Below are 25,750 nucleotides of genomic sequence, written 5' to 3'. Positions count from 1 at the left end.
TTATTTCTCAAAAGATTTGAATACTAAACTAGCATTTGTGCCACCAAAACCAAAGTTATTTACTAATGCCCCCGAAATGTCCATAGAACGTCCTTTATTTGGTACATAATCTAGATCTAAGTCTGGGTCTTGATTTTCTAAGTTAATAGTAGGATGAATATATCTTTTTTCCATTGAAAGTACTGTAGCAATACTTTCAATTCCTCCAGCTGCACCTAATAAATGACCTGTCATCGACTTAGTAGAATTAACCGCTAGACTGCTTGCATGATCCGAAAAAACCTCTTTAATAGCATTGGTTTCTAGGCGATCATTGTAGTGTGTAGATGTACCATGTGCATTAACATACTGAATATCTGTTTTTGAAATGTTCGCATCTTCAATAGCCTCTTCCATACATGCAATTGCACCTTTAGACTCTGGACAAGGAGCAGTCATATGATGTGCATCTCCTGTCATACCAAATCCAGAAACTTCAGCGTAAATAGGAGCTCCTCTTTCTTTTGCATGATCAAGAGTCTCTAATATAAGAATACCAGCACCTTCTCCCATAACAAATCCATCACGATCTTTATCAAAAGGTCTACTAGCTTTTTCTGGTTCGTCATTCCTAGTAGACAAGGCTTTCATAGCGCCAAACCCAGCGATTGCAAGAGGACTTATAGTCGCTTCGGCTCCTCCAGTGATCATAACATCTGCTTTTCCACGTCTTAATAGTTCTAAAGCCTCTCCAATTGCATGAGCTGCTGTAGCACATGCAGTAACTAATGTTAAGTTCGGACCTCTTGCTCCTAAGTCTATCGAAACTTTACCTGATGCCATATTAGCTATCATCATTGGGATAAAAAATGGACTAACTCTTTTGGGACCTTTTTCTATTAGTTTTCTATGGTTCTCTTCTAATGTTGTTAATCCACCAATCCCTGACCCAATAGATATTCCAACTTTTTCTGAATTTTCATCTGAAATCTCTAAGTTTGCATCTTCTGCTGCCATTTGACTAGCAGCAGAAGCAAATTGTACAAACCTATCCATTCTTTTTGCTTCTTTTTTAGGGATAAAATCTGTTGGTTCAAAATCATTTACTTCGGCAGCTATCTTTGTTGAATGCTCTTCCGGATTAAAAGCTTTAATGTGACTAACACCACTTTTTCCCGTTTCTAAACTCTTCCAAAATTCTTTCTTTCCAATTCCTATGGGGCTAACAACTCCTACCCCAGTAACTACAACTCTATTCATATATATTCACCTTCTTTCACAAGAAGTTTTATAGTCCTTTATTTTAATAATTGTAGAAGAAAGTCCCAATTAGGGACTTTCTTTTACAATTATTTGTTTTTTTCGATGTAATTAACAACATCACTAACAGTACCCATTTTTTCTGCTTCCTCATCTGAAATTTCCATATCAAACTCTTCTTCAAGTGCCATAATAAGCTCTACAATATCCAATGAGTCAGCTTCTAAATCTTCAGTAAAGTCAGCTTCCATAGTCACTTGGTCTTCATCTACCCCAAGTTGATCTACAACTATTTCTTTTACTTTATCAAAGTTCGCCACGTTGTCACCTCCTCTCAAATAAACTAAGCTATTATAATAAAAATTATTACATTGCCATACCACCGTCAACACTAAGAACTTGCCCAGTCATATATGTAGCGTCTTCTACTAGAAATAAAACAGTCTTTGCTACTTCTTCTGCCTCTCCATAACGATTCAAAGGTATTTGATTAAGTAACTCATCTTTTACTTTTTCAGAAAGCTGTTTTGTCATATCTGTATCTATAAATCCGGGTGCCACAGCATTTATTCTAACACCCCTAGGAGCAAATTCACGAGCTAGTGATTTAGTAAATCCAATAACCCCAGCCTTACTTGCAGAGTAATTAGCTTGACCTGGGTTACCCATAACACCTGCTACTGAGGACATGTTAATAATACTACCAGATTTATTTTTCATCATCATCCTAGAAAATACTTTACTACAATTATAAACTCCTTTCAAATTAACATCAATTACTTTTTGAAAGTCTTGTTCACTCATTCTCAAAAATAATTTGTCTTTTGTAATACCTGCATTATTTATTAATACGTCAACTGTCCCAAATTCCTCAGAAACAAAATCTGCCATTTTTTGTACAGCTTCAAAATCATCCACAGAAGCTTGAAAACACTCTGCCCTTTGACCGATTTCTTCAACTTCTTTTTTAACTTCATAAGATGCGTCTGAATTAGAAGCATAATTAATAATCACATCATAACCTGCCTTTGCTAAAGTCAAAGTTATTTCACGTCCAATCCCGCGAGAACCACCAGTAATAACAGCAGTTTTACTCATTCAAAAGATCCTCCTTATTTGATATCAATTTATCAAGATCTTCTTTCGTATCTACAGAAGTCTGAAAAACTTTTCGATCAACCTTTTTAAGTAATTTGCATAATGTATTTCGTGGACCTACCTCAACAAAGTAATCAAAACCCATTGTAATTAATTCACTAAACGACTGATGTAAAAGTACTGGGGATTTAACTTGTTTTATTAATTTTTCTTTTACTTCATCAGCTGAAGTAAACGCTTCTCCTGTCACATTAGAAATTACAGGTATTTCAGGGTTTCTAATTTCTAAATTTTCAAGTTCATGTTCTAACTTCACTGAAGCAGGAGCTAATAATTCACAGTGAAATGGAGCGCTTACTGAAAGCTCTTTCACTCGTTTTGCTCCTATTTCTTTACAAAGGCTTTGCGCTTGATCTACTCCTTTATTATCACCAGAAATAACTATCTGATTAGGACTATTGTAATTAGCAGGTACTACAACGCTATTACTATTTTCTCTTGCTTTTTCACAAGCCTCTTCAACTTTCTTCTCATCTAAGCCTAATATCGATACCATCTTTCCTTTTCCTTCTGGCACTGCTTCTTGCATGAAACGCCCACGTTTTTGTACTAAAGTTAAAGCTTGGTCAAAATTAATAGCATTAGCTGTAACTAATGCACCGTACTCACCTAAACTTAACCCAACAGCACCTTGTGGCTTAAACCCTAAGTCCTGTAATACCCTAGCAGATGCTACAGAAGTTGTCAAAATAGCTGGTTGTGTTAATTCAGTACGACGTAGATCTTCATCAGTCCCATTAAATATTTTTTCTGTAATTTGAAATCCTAAAACATCATCAGCAGTTCTGAAAGTCTCTTTAGCTACTTCATAGTTATCATATAAAAACTTACCCATACCAACATATTGAGCACCTTGCCCTGGGAATAGAAATGCTAATTTACTCATAATAATACCTCCAATCACTATCTTTTTAGAATATCAGTGTTAAAATTCCCTAAAATTGTTTCAGCTTCAGAGATGACCTCTTCAATTATTTCTTGTGCAGTTTGTTCTTTTTTTAGCATACCTGCTACCTGTCCAGCCATTACAGAACCAAAATCAATATCCCCTTCTCTTACTGCTTTTGCTAATGCGCCTGCTCCTTTTTGTTCAATTTCTTCTTTAGGAACATTTTCTTTTTCTAATTTAGTAAATTCCTTTACAAGCTTGTTTTTCAAAGATCTAACTGGATGTCCGGTAGACCTAGCTGTTACAACAGCATCTCGTTCTTTAGCACTCTTTATAGCTTCTTTATAGTTTCTATGTGCAGTACATTCTTCAGCTAGAACAAATCTTGTACCCATTTGAATTCCTGAAGCACCTAAAGAAATAACGGCAGCAACACCTCGTCCATCAGCAATACCACCCGCTGCAATTACTGGTATATTAACAGCATCTACAATCTGTGGTATTAATGTCATAGTAGTCAATTCACCAATATGTCCACCTGCTTCAGCACCTTCAGCAATTAATGCATTCACTCCTAGTTTTTCCATTCTTTTTGCTAGTGCTATAGAGGGAACTACAGGTACGACTTTAATATCAGCTTCTTTGAATTTATCCATATATTTTGCTGGGTTTCCAGCTCCAGTGGTAACAACTGGCACCTGTTCTTTAACTACTAAATCTACTAATTCATCAACAAAAGGAGATAAAAGCATAATATTGACAGCAAATGGCTTGTCAGTAGCTTTTTTCACCTTTTTTATTTCTTCTTCTACAACATCAGCTGGTGCATTACCAGCACCAATAACTCCCAATCCTCCTGCTTCTGAAACAGCAGCAGCTAATTCTCCTGTGGCTACCCAAGCCATTCCACCTTGAAGAATTGGGTATTTTATATCCAAAATATTCATTAATTGATAACAACTCATTAATTTTCCCTCCATTTCAATGCTTACCACTTAACAATACACGATCCCCACGTCAAACCTCCACCAAAGCCAACTAGTGCAATTATGTCATCTTTTTTGATTTTACCTTCTTCTAGAGCTTCATCGAGAGCTACTGGTATTGATGCTGCAGACATATTCCCGTATTTTTGTAAATTAACAAATGTTTTTTCTTTACTTAAATTCAGTCTTTTAACCGCAGAATTTATTATGCGTAAATTGGCTTGATGAGGGATAAAAACATCTATATCACTAGTTTCTAAATTTGTCTTTTCTAAAGATCTCTTAGTTGTTTCTTTAATAACATTAACTGCAAATTTAAAAACTTCATTTCCACTCATTTTTATAAAATGTTGTCTTTCGGCTACTGTTGATTCATTAGTTGGCATCCGTGAGCCACCTGCTGGTTGTCTAAGTAACTCCCCTTTTGAACCATCAGCACCTAAATCAAATGATAAAATTCCACTTTCACCCTGATTTGCTGGTCCTAAAACCGCAGCACCAGCTCCATCACCAAAAAGAACACAAGTGTTTCGATCTTCCCAGTCAACAATTTTTGTAAGTGTTTCTGCCCCAATGACTAATGTATATTTATGTGTGCCTAAAGTGATAAACTGATCTGCTATAACAAGCCCATACAAAAAACCTGTACAAGCTGCTTCTATATCAAATGCATTAGCATTAAAAGCCCCTAACTCTTTTTGAACTAAGCATGCTGTGGATGGGAATGCCATATCGGGAGTAACAGTTGCTACAATTATTTGATCTAACTGGTCAGCTGTGATACCACTTTTTTCAAGCGCAATTTTAGCAGCTTCGATAGAAAGGTCAGAAGTAGCTTCATCATTATGAGCTACTCTTCTTTCTTTTATTCCAGTTCTAGTTGTTATCCAGTCGTCACTAGTTTCTACTATTTGTTCAAGATCCTTATTTGTTAGAATTCGTGAAGGTAAACTCTTTCCTGTTCCTAGGATTTTTGAATTACCCATTCTATTCTACTCCTTTCATTATTTCCTCTGAAAAGGCCGTTAGAATGTTTTCTTTAGCAAGATGATAGCTTTGTTTATTAATAGCATTTTTTATTGCTAAATCATCAGATGAACCATGACTTTTTACTAAAATACCATTAATACCTAAAAAAGGAGCACCACCATATTCACTATAATCGAAACGATTCTTAAGGTTTTTTAAGTTAGGTTTTAAAAGCATGGCTCCTAATTGTCCAGTTAAACTTGAAGTAAATTCATTTTTCATTGTATTGAACATGTCTTTTCCAAAACCTTCCATAAATTTCAATAACACATTCCCCAAAAACCCTTCACAAACAGCTACATCTACCTTTCCAGAGAGTAATTCTCGAGCCTCTATATTTCCTTGGAAATTTATACCTGTGGTTTGCAGTAATTCATACGACTCTTTTACTAATTGATTTCCTTTACTAGCTTCCTCACCTACATTTATTAATCCAACTTTCGGTAAATCTCGCTTTAAGACTTTCTCCACATACAAACTTCCCATGATCGCAAAATCTTTTAAATTTTCAGGTTTGGGATCCATAGTAGCTCCCACGTCGAGAACTATCGTGCCCTTTCCATCAAAAGTTGGAAACACTGGTGCTAAAGCTGGTCTTTTTATTTTTGCAAGACGACCTACTTTTAAAAGGCCTCCCGCCATAAAAGCACCTGTGTTTCCGGAACTTACCATAGCGTCTACTTCACCATTTTTTACAGCTACCATAGCTTTTATCAATGATGAATCATTTTTTTCTTTAATAGCCTTAGTTGGATTGTCATCATTAGTAATAACTTCAGTTGTGTTATCAATATGTATCCTGTCTTTGATATTAACTATATTTTTTTTATCTAAATGATTATCTATAAGATGTTTTTCCCCAAAAAGAACTATTTCAATATCATCATTTTCCTGCATAGCTTGAATAGCTCCATCTAATGGGGCATTAGGAGCATTATCGCCCCCCATGACATCAACAGCAATTCTAACAGTCATGGTCATCCTCCTTCGATGCAAAAATTAAAAATGTTCCTTCAAAAACTTTTTCTTCATCAACCCATGTATTTACATCAATATAAAGCTGTTTTTCTCTACTTCGTTTAACAAAACCTCTACAGATTAATCTTTCTCCCATTTTAACAGGCCGTAGATATCTTACGCTAGCAGATCCTGTGAGAGCTAGAGGTGCATCCATTATAGCTGCTGCTAGAGCATTAGCTTGCGCAAATAAGTGGATCCCTCTAATAATATTAGTTTTTGTAAATGTCATTTCATTAGTCGTTTCTAAATAAGAAACAGCTTCTTCTCCAAGTTTAAGATCTACCAATTGTCCAACAATATCTTCGGTTTCTAATGATTGAATTTTTTTATAACTAGTTCTAGCCATCTTACTAATTCGATCACGATATTCTGGAATATTTAATTCTGATCTATCAAGTCTTATTGTCGGAACACTTACCTGTAACATTTCAGATAAATCCTTGTCCGTTAAAAATGGATTTAATTCAACTAATTTTTTTAACTGCCTTTGTCGTGCTAGTTTGCGATTTGAAGCGTTGTCTACCACTTTGCTACACCTCTTTATCACCTGGTCACAATTCGAGTATATAACATTTTTTAATAAAACACAAGAATAAAAAAACACCTATCAGCTCAAATTAGCCAATAGGTGTTTTGCGGATCAATTATACATCAACTACTTCTTTACCTTTATAATGTCCGCAGTGAAGGCATACCCTGTGAGGTAATTTCTTTTCTCTACATTGGGGACACTCTACAAATTGTGGTGCTCTTGCCTTCTTATTCGCCCTTCTTTGATTCTTTCTTGTCTTTGAAGTACGTTTCTTAGGTACAGCCATTTAGGCACACCTCCTTATAATAACTATAAATCTTTTTTTAATTCTCGAAGTTTAACCAAGCGAGGGTCAACTTCTTCTTGTCCACAGTTACACTTTTCTTTAGATAAATCTTTGCCGCAATAAGGACAAAGACCTGGACAGGAGTCCTTGCAGACAATCTTAGGTGGTATAGCTAAAATTAACAGCTGTCTAAGAAAGTCTGTTAGATCAAGTTCATTTCCACTAAAATAATCAACGCTAAGTTCTTCTTCCTCTAGTACTACTTCTTTTTTATTAGTGTTTGCATCATCCTGTACTTTGTCTTGATCATAAAATTTCTCTTTTTGTAGAAATTCTTCTTGGAAATCAAGCTCAATTTGTTTTTCTGCAGGCTTCAAACACCTATGACATTCGTCATGATAAGTAGTAGAAAGATCTCCTGTTACAAGAACTCCATCTCCAGTAAATTTCGCAGTAAATTTAACATGGACAGGAGCCACTTGCTCTTTCAACTCTTCTGGTGGAGAAAGTTCCACTTCAAAACTTTTCGCTTGATCTGGTGCACTTTTTAAAGAATTTAATTCTACTTTCATAATTAGTCCTCCTAAAGTCCTGTAAACAGGTTTAATTATAATTAAATCGGACTTCTTTGTCAAGAATGGTATTTATATGAAGGAAATTATATACTCAATGGAGAAAATTTATATACTCAATGGAGAAAATATATTAATGATTAACTTAAAATATTTAAAAGGTGGTTATATAATGAACGGACTCGGAATTGTAGCTGAATATAATCCTTTTCACATTGGGCATATGTATCACATTAACCAAAGCATTAATAAGCTTAACCCTGATTTCACTGTTGCGATATTAAGTGGGAATTGGGTTCAACGAGGTGAACCCGCTATTATAGACAAATGGAAAAGGACAAGAGCTGCTCTTAACCATGGCATAGATTTAGTAATTGAACTACCATATATTTGGGCAACCCAAAGTGCCGCAGAATTTGCATTTGGCAGTGTTTCATTATTAAATGCACTGAATTGTGTATCATATCAAACTTTCGGAAGTGAAAGTAATGATATCTCTTCCCTTTATAAAGCTGCATATAAGGCCACTTATGAAACAGAAGAATTTAAATCAACTCTTCAATACCATTTAGATAAAGGTAAAACCTATTCAGAGGCCTATACTATTGCACTTGATTTAGAGACTTCTAATCCTAATGATATTTTAGGATTAGAATATTTAAAAAATCATATAAAACTAAATACAAATATTGAATCAAGTACAATTCAACGAATTGGTAGTTCATATACTAATACTGATTTCTCAGGAAAATTTAGTAGTGCATCAGCTATAAGAAAAATTATTAAAGAAGATAACAGTATTGAAACTCTTAGCGAAACAGTTCCAGATAAAAGTTATCAATTACTTCTTGATGCTTATAAAAACAATGATACAGTTTTTTTAGAACATCTCGGTGATTTTATACTATATAAATTGCGTGTTACAGATTCAAAAAAATTATGTAAAATAGTTGAGTGGGAACCTGGCATGGAAAATTTATTTAAATCCGCTGCTTTAGAAAGCAATTACTTTGAAAATTTTATTACTAAATGCAAAACCAAGCGTTATACTCGAGCTAGAATAAATAGATTTTTAATACACTCACTTGTAGATCTAAACAAAGAATCAGTTAAAAATTTCAATTATTTTGGACCTCCGTATATTAGAATACTTGGTATGAATTCTAACGGTCGTAAAGCCCTTAAAACAATATCTAAACAATCTTCTTCACCTATTATTACACGTCCTAGAAATGATCTAAGAAAACTAGATGAGTATGCAAGAACATGCTTTGAATGGGAAGTAAAAACTACTGCTTTATATAATTTAATACGTGACAAAACAGGGAAAGAAGAATTTAGCACTCCTCCTATTGTACTTAAATAATTATAGTTCTTCTAAAAATTCTTTTGCTTCAGACACATTTTCAACCTTAACTATCTCAATAGTTGTTGCGGCCTGTTCTGCTTCTTTATAGTTTTCTTTAGGAACAAAAAAGTACTTTGCATCGATTTCTTCAGCTGCACGAACTTTATGATTAACTCCTCCAACCGGAGTAACTGTACCATCTAGGTTTATTGCACCTGTACCTGCGATCTTACTATCATCAGTTAAATCATTTTCTGTTAATTGATTCATAATTTCTAAAACAAACATCAAACCTGCTGAGGGCCCCCCTATTTCACCTGCATCGATATCTATTTCTACAGGTGTAACAGGTTCCCAGTTTTCACTTTTAATATAAACCCCTAAAAAACCTTGGGTGGGATTTTCTGGATGGTCTATAGTTTCTATTGATTCCACTATTCGTTCTTCTTTTCTCTTAACAGTAAGTTCTACCTCATCTCCAACAGTCATATCGGAAATATAATTAACAAATTGTTCAGCTAAAATTACATCTTTATCGTCAATTTCAATTATCAAATCATTTGGTTCTAGAATACCCTGTGCTGGACTATCTTCAGAAATCTCTAATAATCTGACACCTTCTCCTTTTAAATCAACATTATATCCCATATTATCTAACGCAACCACTTTAGCCATATTTTGACTGTCAATCATGTATTGTTGCATCATTTCATGATATTCCTGTGTATCGATTTCAGGTGGAATCACTTCTTCTCCCGGACGAAGTTCAACATTAGGCGAAACCGAACCATATAAGAAAGTTACAATATTACTAGGAGCTTGGTTTACTGTAGTCAAAAACAAATTGCCATATTCTTGACCATTCTCTTTTACATTAATAACTTCACTTGTTTCAACTACTGTCCCTGGACGAACTAAATAATAATCTATATTTACCTGGGTGAGTAGTAATAATAATACAGTTACTAAAAGAATTTTAAAAAATATTTTAAACCAACTATTGTGTTGTAAGTTTTGTCTCATTATCAGACCCTCCCTTTATAACCCGTTCTAAAGCCGGTATAATATCTCTACCTGCTTTTTCACCAGCTGCTATTGCTTTCTCAGCACTACTAAAGTGATTAGGATTTATAGACTGAACATCGGGCCTAATTAATAGGTCACACTCTTCCCTATTAGTTTTTAGCAATTCACTTTGCATAATATTCATAGATTGAACGATAACATCAAAAATTGAATTTACCTCAACCTCAGATATTTGTGTACTAACATCAACAGCTATTATAAATTCAGCCCCTAATGAATGACATAAACTAACAGGCATCCGATCAACAATAGCACCATCAACAAGTAACATTTCATCTTGTTTATATGGAGCAAATACTCCAGGAATTGAAATACTAGCTCTTATTGCTTCAGCTAAGTTACCCTCAGTATGAATAATTCTCTTCCCTGTAGCCAAATCTGTAGAAACACACCCATAAGGAATTGGTAAATCCTCAATATTACAACCTTTAGTCAGCAATTTTAATATTTTTAATATTTTATTCCCTTTAATAAAACCTTTCTTAGGAACACTTACATCCATCCATTTTTTTTGATTTAGATTAACTGCTAAAGCCTCAATTATATCTATAGATATCCCAGCTGAATGTAAACCTCCAACTAAACTACCCATACTAGTCCCCGCTACACAATGGATGGGTATATTATGTTCATTAAGAACTTTTAAAACTCCTATATGTGCTAAACCTCGCGCAGATCCAGCACTTAACGCCACTCCAATTTTTTTATTAAACAAATTAACCACCTCTTATTAAGTATATTCTCATAAAAAACCAATATAAATGTAATGTACTTGGTTTTTATTGGAGGGATAAATTGTGGTTAGCAATAAAAAAGAAAAAATATTCCACTTATTACTAGCAACCGGCTCTGTATTTTTAACTATTTCACTAATAGGTTATCCTGACGAAGCTTTTGATGCAGCTGTAGAAGGTTTGACTATTTGGTGGGATGTTGTTTTTCCTGCTTTATTACCTTTTTTTATTGGTGCAGAAATTCTAATAGGTTTAGGTGTAGTTCATTTTATGGGAGTAATGTTAGAACCTTTTATGCGCCCAGTTTTTAACGTACCAGGTGCAGGTTCTTTTGTGATGGCAGTTGGTTTAGCTTCTGGATTCCCGATTGGTTCTATTCTTACTTCTAAGTTACGGCGTAATCAAATGTTAAGTAAAACAGAAGCGGAAAGACTTTTATGCTTCACTAACACTGCAGATCCTTTATACATGTTTGGTGCTGTAGCAGTCGGAATGTTCTATAATGCACAGTTAGGTATCTTAATAGCGGTTGCACATTATCTTTCTAGTTTATCAGTAGGTCTTTTAATGAGATTTTATAAAAGAAATAGTTCAGATATAACTACAGAAACAAAAACGAGCGAGCACATTATAATTAGGGCATTTAAAGCTATGTTTAAAGGCAAAAGAGATGACCAACGACCTTTCGGAAAATTGTTAGGTGATGCTATCAGAAATTCTGTAAACACATTACTACTCATAGGCGGATTTATTATATTATTTTCAGTTATAATTAGAATTTTAACAGTTATAGGATTCATCGAATTAGTTACAACTATTTTATCACCAATATTTTTAACGCTTGGCCTTCGTCCTGAATTAATTCCTACCTTGATAAGTGGTTTTTTTGAAATTTCATTAGGAAGTGAATTAGCTGCCGGATTAAGTAATGTACCATTAACACAGAAGCTAATGGCAGTCAGTGCTATAATAGCATGGAGTGGATTATCCGTTCATGCACAGGTTGCCAGTATCACAAGTGACACTGACATAAATGTTGTACCATTTATACTTGCTCGTATACTGCACGGTATTTTAGCTGCTATTTATACAATCCCTGTAGTTCATCACTTATATGACTATATTCAACCTGTCCAAAAAGTAATAAGTGATGTAGATCCTAATCTTAATTTACTTACTTCTTGGCACTGGGGTCTTGCATTGTTTGCAAGTGCATTATGTATTCTTATTTTAGTTATACTTTTATCAATAATTCTTTCTACAATTAACTCTAGTAAAAGAGTATTTTTCTTCATAAGAAAGTAATTTATTATCTATTCTAACCTATTGTTTAAAATATAATCATGAATCGCTTCAGGAACCATTCCATCGATACAGCCATCAAATTTAACAACTTCCTTAACTATACTAGAACTTAAAAAGGAATATCGATAATTTGTCATCATAAATACAGTCTCAATATCTGGTGTTAACTTTCTGTTAGTTAATGCCATTTGCATCTCATTTTCAAAATCTGATATAGCTCTTAAACCTTTTATAACTATATTTGCCTTTTTAGTACGAACGTAATCAACTAATAAACCATCAAAATCATCAACTTCAACATTAGATATTTCTTTTGTAATCATTTCTAACATTTCTTTTCTTTCATGAACACTAAACATTGGTTTTTTTCCTGGATTTTGTAATACAGAAACAATCACTTTATCAAAGACACTACTTGCACGTTTAATTATATCTAAATGACCATTTGTAGGAGGGTCAAAACTTCCTGGATAAATAACTCTTTTCATTAATTTCACCCCTTATTTGTTTTACCTAAAAACATTACTGAAGTGTCACCATATTCTTTTAACTTAGTACAATCCCAGCTATAAAATTCATTTTCTACTAATTCATTATTACCATATTCGACAATTAATAGACCACCATCTGTTATTATCTTTTCAAGTGAAGGTTCTTTTATAAGCTTTTTAACATACCCGTGATTATAAGGAGGGTCAGCGAAAACAATATCATAACAACTTGCCTCTATTTGTTCGGCTTTTTTCAACCAACTAAACACATCATTCTTTATAACTTGACAATCAGTAAATTCACAGCTGTTAATATTTTTCTTAGTTACTTTTATTGACCTTGAGTCACGATCAACAAAAGTTGTAAATTCAGCACCTCTACTTAAAGCTTCTAATCCGAAATTGCCTGTACCACAAAATAAATCTAAAACTCGCGCATGAGTAACATTTCCAATTATATTAAAGATTGCTTCTTTCACACGGTCTTGAGTTGGTCTGATCGACAGTCCTTTTAGACTATTAAGTTGTTTTCCTTTTTTGCTACCTGATATAATTCGCAATTTTCACACCTCGTGACCTTGATAATAATTATAACGTCTATATTTTACCAGCAACATCATAATTTTTCAATTAAAATATTACTAAATCAATTCCAATAAAAGGTTATGTTGGTGTATACTACTTAAAAGTTTGGATATACTAGACATCAGAAGGGTTAACCCCAAACTCTTCCTCCGGTTTCTCCTCTCCCATAAACCAGGAACCTAAAGGTTCCTGGTTTATTAAAAATTTTTTAAAAAAGGTGGACCGACTAAGTCGGCCCACCTGATTTATGTGTTATCTTTATTGATTTTGCTGTTGAGAAGCTAATTGAGCCTGATAAGCTTCAACCATTTTTCTAGTCATGTTTCCACCAACAGCACCACAATCACGAGAAGTTAGGTTACCCCAATAGTCACTTTGAGGAGGCTGAATTCCCAATTCATTAGCTACCTCATACTTGAACTGGTAAAGACCTTTTTCAGCCCCTTCCACTAGGGCTTTGTTTCTCTTTTGTCCTTGGCCCATTTTTTCACCTCCTTAATAAGTTTCTATTCATAGTGTTTCTCAGTAACAGAGATTAATACTAGAAGTGTTTTCCTAACAAAAAAACACAAAGGCAAAATACCTTTGTGTCAGAATTAATTCTTTTTTTTTTCTAAAAATACTTTTTTATAGTAAACATACACCTAAAGCATCCGGACCTACATGAACACCTATAACAGAACCAAAAGGATGATCTATAATTTTTTTGCAATTGAATTTTTGTTTAATCTGATCTATTAAAAAATTACGTTCCTCTTTGGATCCGCTATACAAAACACCTACTGTCACAGGTTGATCACCTTTTTCTTCATACAAAAAGTCAAGCATTTTTCTAATAGCCTTCTTTTTATTTCTAACTTTTTCTAAAGGAGTAATTTGTCCATCAGTCAAAGTTAATATAGGCTTTATATCTAAAAGTGTTCCTACCAATGCTTGTGCCTTTCCAATTCTTCCACCTTTTTGTAGGTACTCTAAAGTATCTACCAGGAAGTTTAAAGTAATTTCGTTTTTTGATTTTTCAATTTTTTCCAATATTTCGCTAGATGAAGCACCTTTATCTTTTTCTAAAGCAGCTTTTATTACAAGTAATCCCATAGCAATAGAAGCTGTTTCTGAATCTACAACTCTAATATCATAATTAGGTAACATATCTTTCGCCAAATTAGCTGACTGATAAGTACCACTTAATTTTGAAGACAAATGTATCGAAATAATCACATCTTCTTCATTTGCAATTTCCTGATATTTTGAAACAAAGTCACCTGGTGAAGGCTGAGATGTAGACGGGTGAATACTCTCTTTATTCTCAATAAGTTTTTTATAAAAGTCATTAGCCTCAAGTTCTAATTTATCTTTATAGCCCTCTTCTCCAAAATGAACATTTAGTGGGACATAATGTATGTTTAGTTCTTCTAGAATTTCATTTGGTAGATCACAAGTACTATCAGTTACAATGTGTACAGTCACTCAACTCATCCTCCTTTATTATTCAATAGCAAAAGTGTAATAATATAGAGGCTGACCACCAAAATGATACTCTACATCACATTCAGGCAACATTCCCTCTATTTCTCTAACCATATTTTTTACTGTTTTTGATTCAACATCTTTTCCATAAAATAAAGTAATTATTTCATGTTCATCTGTAACTGATTTCTTTAAAGCTTCTTTTAAAACTTCTTCTATACAGTCACCAAAGCTTTTTATCTCGCCGTCTATTATTGCAATTATGTCTCCTTCACTTATATTCATGCTTTCAAAGTTGGCATCTCTTACTGCATAAGTAACCTGTCCAGATACCACTTCGTTTGATGATTCTATCATCTCCTGAGTCATTTTAGCTAAATCTTCACCGTCTGGGTTATATGCAAGTAGAGCACTAATACCTTGAGGAATAGTTTTAGTAGGGATAACAGCAACTTCTTTCTCTGAAATTTCTTTTGCTTGCTCACAAGCCATAATAATATTTTTGTTATTTGCTAATAATATTACTTTATCTGATGAAGCTTTATTAATAGCATTTACAAAATCTTCAGTACTAGGGTTCATAGTCTGTCCACCGACTACAACATTTTCTACTCCCATACTTTTAAAAATGTTTGAAAAACCTTCGCCACTTGCTACTGCTATTACACTAATATTTTTATCCTCCACAGTTGTATCAGTATCTTCTTTCGTATTTGCTTCATTACCTTGTTGTAAAACTAGGCTATGGTGCTGATCTTTCATATTATCAATTTTAATATCGTTTATTTCTCCATAGTTCATAGCCTTTTCAATTATGTATCCTGGTCTATTAGTATGTATATGAACTTTTACAATATCAGAGCTTCCAACAATAACAAGAGAATCACCATAAGTTGCGAGATCTGCTTTTAGTTCACTTTCAGTAGTTTCTACACTTTCCACATTAGAAATCATTAATTCAGTACAGTATTGGTAAACTAAACTCTCATTTCTATCAGGACTTTCATAGCTTTTAGATTCAAAAGCAGTGACACCATTTTCTCGTTTTTTTAGAACATCTAATTCACCAGTTAGAGCTAATAAGAAACCTGTATAAATATAATAAAGGCCTTTTCCTCCTGCATCAACTACTCCTGCTTCTTTTAAAACTGGTAGTTGTTGCGGAGTTTTTTCTACACTTTCTTTAGTCTTTGTAATAACTCGTTCTAATAATTCCGTTAAGTCAGGATCGGTTGTATCCCTTAAATACCTTTGTCCTTCTTTGCTAGCATCTTTAGCTACAGTAAGTATTGTCCCTTCCACTGGTTTCATAACCGCTTTGTATGCTGTATTAACACCTTCTGTAAGCCCTTTTACGAAAAGTTTTCCATCAACTTCAGACTTATCTTCTAATATCTTTGAAAAACCCCGAAACAATTGACTCAATATCACACCAGAATTGCCTCTAGCTCCCATTAGTGCTCCTTTTGAAAGAGCCTTGGCCACTTCCCCAGCATGATTAGAATCAACCTTCTCTATTTCCTTCTTTGCTGATTGTATAGTTAAATTCATATTTGTTCCAGTATCACCATCAGGTACTGGGAATACATTTAAAGCGTTAATCTCTTCTTTTACATTATCTAAAGAAGAGGCCCCACCTAAAATCATCTGTTTTAATTTTAGACCATCGATTGTTTCTTTACTCAATTTCCTTCGTACCTCCTTTACTCCTGAACCCTAACTCCTTGTACATTGATGTTCACCTCTTCAACTTCTAGGCCAGTAAAATATTCAACAGTATACTTTACCTTTTCCATAACATTGTTAGCTACTACTGATATTTGAGTACCATAACTGACAATTATATATAGCTCGATAGATAATTTACCTTCATTATTTAGAATTTGTACACCTCTACTCAAATCTTCTTTTTTAAGTAATTCATTAATACCATCTTTTAACCTTCTTGATGCCATTCCAACTAAGCCGTAACATTCTATAGCTGAAGTGCCTGCAATTGTTGCTATTACACTTTCAGAAACATGTATTTGGCCATATTGATTTTCAATTACATTTCCATTCATATTAAACCTGGACAGTGCCAGGATTCACCTCCTTTAAACTCGATGTATTAATTTTAAATTTTATATTTAACTTAGCTGTATCCCACTATTTTATTCAATATGCTTACCATTAATTCCTTCTTTTCTTGTCAGTTTGCATATATTATGCTAAAATACTCATAGCTTGGGTACTAACTCAATACACTTAATAGTACATTATAAAGTTTATCGATAAGGAGGGACAATTAATGGCTAAAGCTTGTGAAATTTGTGGAAAAGGTTCAATGACGGGCTCTAACGTTTCCCACTCCAATAAAAAGACAAAAAGAAAATGGAAGGGAAATATACAAAAACTAAGAGCTATGGTAGATGGCAAACCTACAAGAGTAAAAGTTTGTACACAATGTATTAGATCAGGAAAAATTGAAAGAGCTTTTTAATTTATTTTAAAGTAAAAAAGCGCTTTAAACAAGCGCTTTTTTTATTGTTTACTCTTTTCTTCGGATTTTCCTGAAAAAATTCTTAAAAGTTTAGCTAAAAATTTTGGTAGTTTTATGGTATAAAATTTCATAAACTATACCCCCTCCCAAAAAAGTTCCCGATGAAAACCACAAATAAATAGGGTAGTATTATTTTATTAACGAAAAATCAAATTTGTGACAAATCAATACACTTTTTATATATGCGTATGCGAAAATTTAACAACTATGATGAAAATATGTTAAACATTTGCAGCTTTAGAAGCGTTTTTAAGTAATTGTACAGACTTTTCAATCCCTAATTCTGATGAAAAAACTGATGACCCAGCTACCAATATATCCGCTCCAGCCTTGACTACATCAAAAGCATTAGAATTTGTTATACCACCATCGACTTGAATAAAAAAGTCCAACCCATTTTCATAACGAATTTTATTTAGTTCCTTAATTTTATCTAGAGAATAGTTTATAAACTTTTGTCCTCCAAAGCCTGGGTTTACACTCATAATTAGAACTAGATCAACTTTAGTTAAAATCCATTTAATTTGCTCTATAGGTGTGGCTGGATTTATAGAAACTCCGGCCTTACAACCATTATTTTTAATTTTAGCAATATTTCTGTCCAAATGAGTTGACGCTTCTTGATGTATTGTCACTATTTCTGCTCCTGATTCACAAAAATCGTCAATATAGTTTTCAGGTCTCTCTATCATTAAGTGAACGTCTCTTTCTAATGAAGATACTTTACTTAAAGACTTTACTATCCAAGGACCCATTGTAATATTTGGTACAAAATGACCATCCATAACATCTATATGTACCATTTCGGCTCCACCATTTTCAACTTGCTTAATTTGATCTTTTAAGTTAAGCATATCTGCAGAAAGAATAGAGGGTGAAATAATTGTCATATCAAAATCTCCTTTCCTGTTCTACAAGTTCCTCAAATAGATTAACAAAACTATCTAACCTACTTTTCGAAATATTTCCTCCTACCTGTGGTCGAACCTGACATCCTGGCTCTTTACGATGGGAACAATCGTTAAACTTACAGTTAATAGCATACGCTTTTATATCAGGAAAAGCATGTATTAACTCATATGGAGATATATCAGGAAGCTTTTTTTTATTAAATCCTGGTGTGTCAACTAAATATCCATCTTTAACTTCGAATAGTTGACAATGTCGTGTTGTATGTTTACCGGTACCAGCTTTTTTACTAACTTCTTCGACTCGTAGATTAAACTCTGGATTAATTGTATTTAAAAGACTTGACTTCCCTACTCCCGACTGTCCAGCTAAAACAGTAACTTTATCTTTTAGGATATATTCTAAATCACCTAACTTATTATTAGCTGCACTTGTCTTAACTGTATCATACCCAGCCTTAGTATATTTACTAACTAATTCATCTGTCTTTTCTAAATCTAAATCTTTTTTGTTAATACAGATAATACCTTTTAACCCTTCAAAATACGCCCATACTAATATTCTATCAATTAATTGCAAATTAGGATTAGGTTCTTTTGGAGATGTTACAATAATAACCTGATCAACATTAGAAACTGCTGGTCTAATAAGGCGATTCTTTCGTGGACAAATTGATGTTATTTGACCTTGGGAGTTTTCATAGTCAGTAATTTTTAATTCAACGACATCACCCACTAATGGGTAACACCGTTCTTTAAGCAAAGTACCTTTTAATTTGCATTCAAATTGAGGATTATTATCCATAGCTTTTACATAATAAAAGTCGTTAATAATCTTAATTACTCTTCCCCGCATAAACACACCTCCAAATTAGGGGAATGGAATGATCTGGTTTATCCTAAAGTCGTCATCCTCATCTTTAATTAAAACTTCAACTCTACCTGAACCATATCCTACAACTTCTTTTTCTTCGTCATCTAATTCACCTTCAAAAACTAAATGTGTACCCAGATAATCATCAACAACTATTCTAATGGTTTCATCAGTTGGAAGGTCATCTAGTTTAATTGTATGCTCTTTGGCTTCTTCATCTTCATCTAATTCTTTAATATTAACCCAAAGGTCTATACGATCACCAGGCTGAACCTCTTCACCTGAATCAGGGTTTTGATCAGTAACTGTATCTTTAGGAAGTGAATGCTCTTCATCTTCGTGTTTATTTCTTAAATCCAGATCAAGATATTCAAGTTCTTCTTCAACATCTTCTACATCTTCACCTATAAAACTTGGAAGTTCAAAGGGTTCTTCTCCTAAACTTACTTTTATTTCAACTTCATCTCCCTCTTGCATTTCATCACCTTTTGGCGGGTCTTGAGAAATCACTTGATTTCTTGAAACTTCAGCATATTCTTCTATAATTTTTACTTCAAATCCAGCCTGAGTTAATTCTAGCTCTGCAGCTCTTCTATTCATACCTGTAACATCTGGAACTTCAATATATTCTGGGCCAACACTAATTATTAATCCTATACTTCTGTTTTTCCTAACCTCTCGTCCTGATTCCGGACTTTGACTTATTACATTTCCAGCTGAAATTTCTGGATGTGGTTCTTCATCTCTTACCTCACCAGAAAGTCCTTGTTCCTCTAATATGGATTGAGCTTCTGATAAAGAAACACCTTCAACATCAGGTACAGTAACTTCTGGTACTGTGATAAAGTCTCTAACCTGATTAACAGCCCATACACCACTTACAACCAGGATACCCAAAATTAATAAAGGGATAATTATTTTTTTTAGTGATACCTTAGGTTTAGACTTAGTTCGTCTTTTTTTTCTAGTCACTTTATTTCCCTCCGCATTATTTTCTTTGCTTGTATAATCACTGGTTTCAGCAACAGGGATCTCTTGAGTAGGACTATCATCTGGTGAAACAGGTTTGGGGTTCGAATACCCGTTTGTATTTTCAATATAAGTACAATTATCATTAAACTTATCAGTAAATTGATGCAAACCCATTTTTAAATCCTTTACATTCTGATAACGATAAGATTGATCTTTTTGTAATGTGTTCATAATGAGCTTCTCTAATTCTATAGGAATTTCAGAATTATAAACAGAAGGACTCTCTGGATTTTCTTGAATGTGCTTTAGAGCAATGGATACCGGACTCGTACCATTAAATGGAACATAACCGGTTAGCATTTCGTACATAACTATTCCTAATGAATATATATCAGAACGCTCACCAGTAAAACTTCCTTTGGCTTGTTCTGGTGAAAAATAATGTGCAGACCCCATTATTGAACCTGTGTAAGTCTGTGTAGTTTCAGAAACTGCTCTTGCTATTCCAAAATCGGTTACTTTAACTTTCTCTTCAGGTGTAATTAGAATATTATGAGGCTTTATATCTCTATGAATAACGTTATTAGTATGGGCATGGATTAGAGCATCTGAAATTTGACAGGCATAGCCTGCAGCTTTATTTACAGGTAAAGGCGCTTTTTCCATAATAACTTCTTTCAAACTTTTACCTTCAACATATTCCATAACTATAAAATGTCTGTCATCATCTTGTCCAACATCATATACACTCACTACATTAGAATGGCTTAAGCTTGCTGCAGCTTGTGCTTCTCTTCTAAACTTTTTTATGAATTCTTCATCATGTGCAAATTGAGGTAACAGGACTTTAATAGCAACATATCTATTCAGTACGTTGTCTTTTGCCTTATATACAGTAGCCATACCGCCTGTACCTACATGTAACATAATTTTATATCGATTTAATAATAATTCCCCAATCATTTTCTTCACCTCTTAAAAATTCCGGCCAAGTTATCGCTTGCTACCACACTGATTGTTATATTGTCATGGCCACCACGTTCATTGGCCAGTTCTACTAGTTTTTTACATCCTTCCTTTAAATCTTCGGAGTTAGACAAGGTCTGATAAATTTCATCATCACCAACATAGTGAGTTAGACCGTCAGTACAAAATAACATAACGCTTTCTGGAGGAAAAGAACATTTTTGAATATCAATACTAATAACATCATGTGTTCCTAAAGCACGAGTTAAGATGTTTTTCTGTGGATGATTAGCAGCACCTTCACTAGTAATTTTCCCTTTTTGAAATAACTGATTGACTAGAGAATGATCTTCAGTTAATTGAACAATTTTATCTTTTCTATTAATAAGATATGCTCTCGAATCACCAACATGTGCTATAACAACATCATCTTTATAAATAAAACCTACTGTTATGGTTGTTCCCATATGATAAAAATCATTATATTGCTGTTTATATTTATTAATCTCTTCATTAGCTTTTTCAACAGCTTCTTTTGCAATTTTAGGTAACATGGCAATATTTTGATTAGTCAATTCTTGATTTTTTAACATAAAATCTTTAATCGTTGATACTGCTATATTGCTAGCAATGTTTCCCCCTCGATGTCCTCCCATTCCATCAGCAACACCAATGATAAATATTTCACCAACTTTAATTCCATCTAAATATTTATCTTCATTTTTTTCTCTAGTAATCCCTACATCCGTAATACTGTAATGCCTCATTCTATTCACCTCTTGTCAGATCTCAATTGGCCACATGCCCCTTCTATATCAGAACCACGCTCTTGTCTAATAGTTGTATTTATTCCTTTGTTCTTTAGGATGTTTTTAAATTTAATAATCCTATCATACTTAGGAGCTTTAAACTGTGATTCTTTTACTGTGTTAAATGGTATTAAATTAATATGAACTAACATATCTTGACTATTTAGTAAATCAGCTAATTGTTCTGCTTGATGTTTCGATTCATTTACATCTCTTAGAAGAATAAACTCAATAGTAATACGTCTCTTGGTTTTGTTAAAATAATAGTTACAAGCTTCCATCAAACTTTCAATTGAATACTTTTTATTTATAGGTACTAATTTATCTCTTAACGAATTAGTTGCGGCATGTAAAGATATTGCTAAGTTAACCTGGTATTTTTCATTAGCTAGTTTTTTGATTTCAGGAACTAAGCCACAAGTAGAAACTGTGATATTTCGCTGACCTATATTTAGTCCTTTATCATGATTTACAATTTTAATAAACTGGATAAGATTTTCTAGGTTTTCGAGGGGTTCACCTGAACCCATAACAACAATATTCGATATTGTTTCATCTTTTGAAAGTAACTTCTCGGCAACTATAAACTGATCTATCATTTCACCTGGTGTCAAATCTCTATCTTTACCATTAACTCCCGATGCACAAAAAGCACAATTCATATTACACCCAGCCTGTGAAGAGATACACACAGTATTACCATACTGATATTTCATAATAGCAGTTTCAATCCCAACACCATCATTAAGTCTACTCAAAAATTTTATTGTTCCATCATGTCGAGATTCAAGTTTATTTTCATAATCTACAGTAAGTGTATTTAAGATAGTTTTTTCTTTTAATTTTAATCTCAACTCTTTCGGTAAGTTAGTCATATTTTCAAATGACTCAACTTTTTTTTGATACATCCATTCAAAGATTTGAGCACCTCGAAATTTCGGTTCACCTAGATCTGATATTATAGTTTTAAGTTCATTTATTGTATAATCTTTTAAAAATACGTTTCTCATAGTACACCAACCTTTTTAAAGTTGTTTCACGCAAAGTATACCAAAGTACTAGACTTTAAGCAACTACATTAGTTTCCAAAGTATTATACGCAAATAAATAAGAAGAGACTCCTTTTTAGGAGTCTACTTTCTTCATACTAACCATATAAAACCCATCACCTTGTTTATGATCTGGCAGTAATTGTAATCCTTTATCTAGTAGTTCTTCGCCTATTGAAAATTCATTGTTGACCTGCTCTGGTATGTATTCACTGAAATTAGTGTTATTTTCTAAAAAATTTACTATTTGATGATAGTTTTCTTTTAAACTTACAGTACAGGTACTATAAACTAATTTACCACCAGGTTTGACTAACTTTGCTCCAGTTTCTAAAAGGTTTTTTTGCAATTGTGTTAGTTGTTTGATGTCATCCTTGGTTATATTCCATTTCAACTCCGGTCTTCTTCTTAATGTTCCTAACCCAGAACAAGGGGCATCAACTAAACAAATTTCAAACTTATTATGGTATTTGCTATATTCATTGTTAATTAATTTTGTGGCATCCATAGTCATTGGTGTAATACTGTTTAAATGCAGGCGATCACTTGCCTTTTTAACTAAATTCACTCTATGCTCATGAATATCTAAAGCTAGTATTTCCCCTTTATCTTTCATCATTTGAGCTAGGTGAGTAGTTTTCCCTCCAGGAGCACTACATAAATCAATGATTTTGTCATCTGATTTAGGAGAAACAAAATGTGAAACTAGCATAGAATTTATATCTTGGATCTGAAACAATCCATCCTTAAAAGGTTGAATCTCAGTGAGATCATGTAAATTATTAATGATAAGTGCTTCCGGAATTTTTTCTACCTCTTCAGACTCAATACCATATTGTTTTAACACATCTATTAGCTTATACTTATCCGTTAAGGTCGTATTTGTTCTAATAGAGTGTTCTGGAACTTCATTATTGTTAATTAGTAGCTGTTTTGTTATATCAAAACCATATTGATTATACCACATCTCAACCATCCATTTTGGATGAGAATAACATGCCGCTAAGTATTTAATAGGATCTTGATCTACAGAAGGTAAACTGAGTCTATCTTTTTTTCTTATTAAATTTCTCAAAATCCCATTTAAAAAAGAAGCTATCCCTCTATGAGTTTTTTTCTTGGCAACTTTTACAGTTTCATTTACAGAGGCACTATCAGGGACTTTATTTAAAAATAATAACTGATAAGCACCAAGTCTTAGTAAATAAACTGCATCATTTGATAGTTTACCAAAAGGTTTACTAGATAACTGTTTTAGATAATGATCTAATAAACCTTGCCATTGTAAAGTTCCATATACTATTCTTGATACCAAAGCTTTATCTTGTTGTGAAAGATGACTCCTTTTTAGAAAAGTTTGTAGAACTAAATTACTATATCCTTTATCTTCAATAATTCTTTTATATACTTTATAAGCTAGTTCTCGAGAATTTTCAGTCATTTAGTTAGTCCCTACCTCTTAGTATTAAAAGTCGTAATAGTTGTGCTAATGCCATCGCAGTAGCTGCTACATAAGTCATAGCTGCAGCGTTCAACACTTCTTTAGTTGGCTTCAATTCATCATATTCAAGATAACCTTCTCCTTCTAATGAAGCAACTGCTCTAGTACTTGCATTAAATTCGACAGGTAAAGTTATAATTTGAAAGAGAACAGCAAAGAAAAATAATGCAATCCCTAGATCCATCAGAATTTCTATTCTTCCCATTATTAAACCTATAATAAACAAAGGGACACCTAATCTTGACCCAAAATTTGCTGCTGGAAATACCATATTCCTTACAGATAGTGCAAAATATCCTTCAGCGTGCTGCATTGCATGCCCAGTTTCATGAGCAGCTATCCCTAAAGAAGCTAAAGACTTTCCATTATATACTTGAGAAGATAGTCTAACGACTTTCTTTCTAGGATCATAATGATCTGTTAGATGTCCTTGACTAACTTCTACCCTTACATCATTAAGTCTAGCTTTATCAAGTAAAGCTCGAGCTACATGAGCCCCTGTAAATCCACGTTTACTAGGTACTTTAGAGTATTTATTATAAGCAGTTTTAACTTTATTTTGTGCCCACATAACAAAAAACATTGCAGGGATCACGAAGAGTATGAACCCTTGATCGAAAAAGAACATGATTGAACGCCTCCTTCAGTTAAATAAATAATTGCATCTTCCACTCTCGATAAATCAACTTGAGTATCAAAACAAGGACCATAAGGCCTTTCGTTTACGACTCCTAAGACAGGTAACGGGTTAGTATCTAAAATACCACTAGTTAAGTCCCTCTCACAAGCAACAGCTATGATTGCTTTAGGACGAATTTCTTTTACTACTTTACGTGCTAAAGTTCCACCAGTAGCTACACGAACAGGTACACCGTACTCTTCTGATAAGTGTAGTAGACCATCAATAGCACATTTACCACACCGATGACAATTATTTATTTCCAAAGTAATTCTATGAGGACACTGTGAACTTTGTAAACAATGAGGAAGTAATATTAAAATTCTATCACTAGTAACTTTACCACGTAATTCTTTTGCTTTAATAGTAACTAATTTGTTATTAACCTCTACAAAAGATTGCTGAATCTTTTGCTTTGTTATTTTAAATAGTTTTCCTAAATAAACCACTACTGGATAAAATAAATTTAAAGTTAATGAAATCCACCGATCCATTACAGGATAATTTTTTTCATTGATAATAGTTAGTAAAATACCAAACAATCCAAGGGAAAATAAAACAGTTATCGAAACTATAACAATAGTTGATATTGTTACAAATATATCAGTTGCTAATCGTCCTTCTTCAAATATTAATAATTGACTTAAATACCATAGCAAAAAACCACTCAAGATTATCGTAAGTGATACTAATCCCAAGAAAAGTCTTTTATTAGCTCTCATT

The 25,750-nt window shown here is 33.3% G+C and carries 30 protein-coding genes; 3 read left to right on the top strand and 27 right to left on the bottom strand.

Annotated elements, in window-relative coordinates:
* The 10 genes from fabF to CDO51_RS04755 all read right to left on the bottom strand — a co-directional run bounded on the left by fabF (nt 1) and on the right by CDO51_RS04755 (nt 7,711).
* Entirely contained in the window at nt 1–1,239 is a 1,239-nt protein-coding gene (fabF, locus tag CDO51_RS04800; protein ID WP_089023172.1) for a beta-ketoacyl-ACP synthase II, read from the bottom strand.
* 89 nt (nt 1,240–1,328) lie between these two features.
* A complete protein-coding gene (gene acpP / locus CDO51_RS04795) occupies nt 1,329–1,559 on the bottom strand; it encodes an acyl carrier protein (RefSeq protein WP_089023171.1) in 231 nt (76 codons plus the stop codon).
* Nucleotides 1,560–1,605: 46 nt separating this feature from the next.
* The gene (gene fabG, locus CDO51_RS04790) at nt 1,606–2,337 is read right to left on the bottom strand and encodes a 3-oxoacyl-[acyl-carrier-protein] reductase (protein ID WP_089023170.1); all 732 of its coding nucleotides are present in this window, start codon (nt 2,335–2,337) and stop codon (nt 1,606–1,608) included.
* Entirely contained in the window at nt 2,330–3,283 is a 954-nt protein-coding gene (gene fabD, locus CDO51_RS04785) for an ACP S-malonyltransferase (protein ID WP_089023169.1), read from the bottom strand. Before fabD ends, fabG begins: the two co-directional genes overlap by 8 nt.
* 17 nt (nt 3,284–3,300) lie before the next feature.
* Nucleotides 3,301–4,251 carry an enoyl-[acyl-carrier-protein] reductase FabK gene (fabK, locus tag CDO51_RS04780; protein ID WP_089023168.1) on the bottom strand — a complete coding sequence of 317 codons (951 nt, stop codon included), beginning with the start codon at nt 4,249–4,251 and terminating at the stop codon, nt 3,301–3,303.
* Between the two features lie 23 nt (nt 4,252–4,274).
* A complete protein-coding gene (locus CDO51_RS04775) occupies nt 4,275–5,258 on the bottom strand; it encodes a beta-ketoacyl-ACP synthase III (RefSeq protein WP_089023167.1) in 984 nt (327 codons plus the stop codon).
* A gap of 1 nt (nt 5,259) precedes the next feature.
* Nucleotides 5,260–6,276: a phosphate acyltransferase PlsX gene (plsX, locus tag CDO51_RS04770; protein WP_089023166.1), complete on the bottom strand. Its 1,017-nt coding sequence runs from the start codon at nt 6,274–6,276 to the stop codon at nt 5,260–5,262.
* The gene (gene fapR / locus CDO51_RS04765) at nt 6,266–6,847 is read right to left on the bottom strand and encodes a transcription factor FapR (RefSeq protein WP_089023165.1); all 582 of its coding nucleotides are present in this window, start codon (nt 6,845–6,847) and stop codon (nt 6,266–6,268) included. The genes plsX and fapR overlap by 11 nt, the downstream gene beginning before the upstream one ends.
* A 118-nt stretch (nt 6,848–6,965) precedes the next feature.
* The gene (gene rpmF, locus CDO51_RS04760) at nt 6,966–7,139 is read right to left on the bottom strand and encodes a 50S ribosomal protein L32 (RefSeq protein ID WP_089023164.1); all 174 of its coding nucleotides are present in this window, start codon (nt 7,137–7,139) and stop codon (nt 6,966–6,968) included.
* A 23-nt stretch (nt 7,140–7,162) separates the two neighbouring features.
* Nucleotides 7,163–7,711, bottom strand: coding sequence for a YceD family protein (locus CDO51_RS04755; RefSeq protein ID WP_089023163.1), 549 nt, complete (start codon nt 7,709–7,711; stop codon nt 7,163–7,165).
* A 172-nt stretch (nt 7,712–7,883) separates the two neighbouring features.
* Between CDO51_RS04755 and CDO51_RS04750 the strand changes: the two genes are divergently transcribed.
* Nucleotides 7,884–9,077, top strand: coding sequence for a nucleotidyltransferase (locus CDO51_RS04750; protein WP_205842106.1), 1,194 nt, complete (start codon nt 7,884–7,886; stop codon nt 9,075–9,077).
* Here CDO51_RS04750 and CDO51_RS04745 read toward each other — a convergent pair whose 3' ends face one another.
* Both CDO51_RS04745 and CDO51_RS04740 read right to left on the bottom strand, forming a co-directional pair.
* Nucleotides 9,078–10,082 carry a YlbL family protein gene (locus CDO51_RS04745; protein WP_089023161.1) on the bottom strand — a complete coding sequence of 335 codons (1,005 nt, stop codon included), beginning with the start codon at nt 10,080–10,082 and terminating at the stop codon, nt 9,078–9,080.
* Nucleotides 10,057–10,860 carry a patatin-like phospholipase family protein gene (locus tag CDO51_RS04740; RefSeq protein ID WP_089023160.1) on the bottom strand — a complete coding sequence of 268 codons (804 nt, stop codon included), beginning with the start codon at nt 10,858–10,860 and terminating at the stop codon, nt 10,057–10,059. The genes CDO51_RS04745 and CDO51_RS04740 overlap by 26 nt, the downstream gene beginning before the upstream one ends.
* 82 nt (nt 10,861–10,942) lie before the next feature.
* Between CDO51_RS04740 and ylbJ the strand changes: the two genes are divergently transcribed.
* Entirely contained in the window at nt 10,943–12,184 is a 1,242-nt protein-coding gene (gene ylbJ, locus CDO51_RS04735) for a sporulation integral membrane protein YlbJ (RefSeq protein WP_089023159.1), read from the top strand.
* Between the two features lie 8 nt (nt 12,185–12,192).
* Here ylbJ and coaD read toward each other — a convergent pair whose 3' ends face one another.
* The 6 genes from coaD to CDO51_RS04705 all read right to left on the bottom strand — a co-directional run bounded on the left by coaD (nt 12,193) and on the right by CDO51_RS04705 (nt 16,790).
* Nucleotides 12,193–12,672, bottom strand: a complete 480-nt coding sequence (coaD, locus tag CDO51_RS04730) for a pantetheine-phosphate adenylyltransferase (protein WP_089023158.1) — start codon at nt 12,670–12,672, stop codon at nt 12,193–12,195.
* Nucleotides 12,673–12,677: 5 nt separating this feature from the next.
* Nucleotides 12,678–13,235, bottom strand: coding sequence for a 16S rRNA (guanine(966)-N(2))-methyltransferase RsmD (gene rsmD / locus CDO51_RS04725; protein ID WP_089023157.1), 558 nt, complete (start codon nt 13,233–13,235; stop codon nt 12,678–12,680).
* A 283-nt stretch (nt 13,236–13,518) separates the two neighbouring features.
* Nucleotides 13,519–13,743 carry an alpha/beta-type small acid-soluble spore protein gene (locus CDO51_RS04720; protein WP_089023156.1) on the bottom strand — a complete coding sequence of 75 codons (225 nt, stop codon included), beginning with the start codon at nt 13,741–13,743 and terminating at the stop codon, nt 13,519–13,521.
* A gap of 144 nt (nt 13,744–13,887) precedes the next feature.
* Entirely contained in the window at nt 13,888–14,727 is an 840-nt protein-coding gene (locus CDO51_RS04715; protein WP_089023155.1) for a DegV family protein, read from the bottom strand.
* An 18-nt stretch (nt 14,728–14,745) separates the two neighbouring features.
* Nucleotides 14,746–16,413, bottom strand: a complete 1,668-nt coding sequence (locus CDO51_RS04710; protein WP_089023154.1) for a DAK2 domain-containing protein — start codon at nt 16,411–16,413, stop codon at nt 14,746–14,748.
* A 17-nt stretch (nt 16,414–16,430) separates the two neighbouring features.
* Nucleotides 16,431–16,790, bottom strand: coding sequence for an Asp23/Gls24 family envelope stress response protein (locus CDO51_RS04705; protein WP_089023153.1), 360 nt, complete (start codon nt 16,788–16,790; stop codon nt 16,431–16,433).
* A 227-nt stretch (nt 16,791–17,017) separates the two neighbouring features.
* Between CDO51_RS04705 and rpmB the strand changes: the two genes are divergently transcribed.
* A complete protein-coding gene (gene rpmB / locus CDO51_RS04700; protein WP_089023152.1) occupies nt 17,018–17,209 on the top strand; it encodes a 50S ribosomal protein L28 in 192 nt (63 codons plus the stop codon).
* 41 nt (nt 17,210–17,250) lie between these two features.
* On the opposite strand, the gene spoVM is transcribed toward rpmB, so the two are convergent.
* From spoVM to CDO51_RS04655, 9 genes are all read right to left on the bottom strand, one after another.
* On the bottom strand, nt 17,251–17,340 hold the full coding sequence (gene spoVM, locus CDO51_RS04695) for a stage V sporulation protein SpoVM (protein WP_089023151.1): 90 nt from the start codon (nt 17,338–17,340) through the stop codon (nt 17,251–17,253).
* A gap of 150 nt (nt 17,341–17,490) precedes the next feature.
* Nucleotides 17,491–18,159: a ribulose-phosphate 3-epimerase gene (rpe, locus tag CDO51_RS04690; protein ID WP_089023150.1), complete on the bottom strand. Its 669-nt coding sequence runs from the start codon at nt 18,157–18,159 to the stop codon at nt 17,491–17,493.
* A gap of 1 nt (nt 18,160) precedes the next feature.
* On the bottom strand, nt 18,161–19,033 hold the full coding sequence (gene rsgA, locus CDO51_RS04685; RefSeq protein ID WP_089023149.1) for a ribosome small subunit-dependent GTPase A: 873 nt from the start codon (nt 19,031–19,033) through the stop codon (nt 18,161–18,163).
* Nucleotides 19,034–19,048: 15 nt separating this feature from the next.
* Entirely contained in the window at nt 19,049–20,986 is a 1,938-nt protein-coding gene (pknB, locus tag CDO51_RS04680; RefSeq protein ID WP_089023148.1) for a Stk1 family PASTA domain-containing Ser/Thr kinase, read from the bottom strand.
* Between the two features lie 5 nt (nt 20,987–20,991).
* A complete protein-coding gene (locus tag CDO51_RS04675; protein ID WP_089023147.1) occupies nt 20,992–21,756 on the bottom strand; it encodes a Stp1/IreP family PP2C-type Ser/Thr phosphatase in 765 nt (254 codons plus the stop codon).
* A 5-nt stretch (nt 21,757–21,761) separates the two neighbouring features.
* The gene (gene rlmN, locus CDO51_RS04670) at nt 21,762–22,808 is read right to left on the bottom strand and encodes a dual-specificity RNA methyltransferase RlmN (protein ID WP_089023146.1); all 1,047 of its coding nucleotides are present in this window, start codon (nt 22,806–22,808) and stop codon (nt 21,762–21,764) included.
* Between the two features lie 115 nt (nt 22,809–22,923).
* A complete protein-coding gene (gene rsmB / locus CDO51_RS04665) occupies nt 22,924–24,288 on the bottom strand; it encodes a 16S rRNA (cytosine(967)-C(5))-methyltransferase RsmB (protein ID WP_089023145.1) in 1,365 nt (454 codons plus the stop codon).
* A gap of 4 nt (nt 24,289–24,292) precedes the next feature.
* Nucleotides 24,293–24,976, bottom strand: a complete 684-nt coding sequence (locus CDO51_RS04660) for a zinc metallopeptidase (RefSeq protein WP_089023144.1) — start codon at nt 24,974–24,976, stop codon at nt 24,293–24,295.
* Nucleotides 24,940–25,749, bottom strand: a complete 810-nt coding sequence (locus CDO51_RS04655) for a DUF116 domain-containing protein (protein ID WP_089023143.1) — start codon at nt 25,747–25,749, stop codon at nt 24,940–24,942. The genes CDO51_RS04660 and CDO51_RS04655 overlap by 37 nt, the downstream gene beginning before the upstream one ends.
* Nucleotide 25,750: the final 1 nt, after the last annotated feature.

This window comes from Natranaerobius trueperi, from assembly GCF_002216005.1.
GTDB lineage: Bacteria > Bacillota > Natranaerobiia > Natranaerobiales > Natranaerobiaceae > Natranaerobius_A > Natranaerobius_A trueperi.
This window is presented reverse-complemented; position numbering and strand designations above follow the sequence as displayed.